General features: G+C 55.9%; 1 protein-coding gene. It reads right to left on the bottom strand.

The features are described from left to right. Positions 1-50: 50 nt before the first annotated feature. Positions 51-626, bottom strand: coding sequence for a hypothetical protein (locus CW742_RS14185; protein WP_292421494.1), 576 nt, complete (start codon positions 624-626; stop codon positions 51-53). Positions 627-1169: the final 543 nt, after the last annotated feature.

Below are 1169 nucleotides of genomic sequence, written 5' to 3'. Positions count from 1 at the left end.
CTCTTACAATTTGTTCTGGTCGAGGTTTTCTACAGAGCAGTTTTTTTAGTTCATTTTGCTTTTGATTTCCGGTGCGTTTTGATCTTCTTCTCAAGCCATGCAAGCGCGCCGGGCGCCAGTTTCCATGCATGCATGTTGTCGGCGGCATAGACCACAGCCTCCGATCGTTCGCCCCTGCTCATGTACTCCGGCATGCGGGAGGGGAGCTTCTTCTTCTCCAGAAGGTAGTTCGGGACAAACGGGTTCTCTTCGATTGCTTCGTGCAGGGCTGCTTCAGCGGCCGGGCTCTCCCCTTCGAGCCGGAACCGGAGCAGGGCACGCGAATAGTGCCAGACCGCCGATCCATCCCGCTCGTATTGGCGGAGAAGCCCGGCCAGCGCATCATCATCCCCTTCTTCGATCAGGCAGGTGGCAAGTTCGTATCGTACTCCCTGGTTGTCGTTGGGGTTGAGCCGGAGGAGTTCGGAGAAGTGCCCGATTGCTTCCCGGCGCATGCCCCGGGCGTGGAGCTGACACGCGAGCGCGAACCGTGCCCGCATGTACGGGCGGGTATCCAGGATCATCCAGAAGTTGCCGGTCTCTTCCTCAAACACCGTTCTTCCCAGCGCACGTTCGCCGGCCTTCACCCCGTCCTCCAGCAGCCGTGTGGCGAGCCCCTCCTCGTTCGCGCGCTATGCTTCGTTCGAGGCGCAGGGTTTGAGCGGATCCGGATCTGTTGTCTGCGGAGAAGTGATTGATTGAGGTGATTCCTGATCCTGAAGGCCGGGATCGGATGCTGACGGGGAAACACAAAGAGCAATGCAGGCAGGACAGGCAGGCAGCGAGAGAGTAATCATTGCCGGTACCTGTTGCTGTTTCATTCGTTTCACCGCTTCAGGTATCGAAAGAGAAAAGTCATTGAATTTTTATGTGATTATTATAGAATTATGGATTCAATTCATGAAACCATTTCACGTTCTCCGGGTACACTACCTCCGGTCTCCACCCGGAAAAACCCGGTTGGAAATTCCTGCAGGAAAATTTTCCCACAGAGAACATTTTTTATCATCGCCTCTCGCAATCCGTACGCATGACAGCAGAAGTACGCACCGGGCAATCCCTGCCCGGCATCATCGGCCTTGGAATCGTTCTCGTACTGCTCTCGTTCGCACCGGGCTGCCCGCAGCATG

The sequence above is a fragment of the Methanoregula sp. genome, from assembly GCF_002835825.1.
Lineage (GTDB): Archaea > Halobacteriota > Methanomicrobia > Methanomicrobiales > Methanospirillaceae > Methanoregula.
This window is presented reverse-complemented; position numbering and strand designations above follow the sequence as displayed.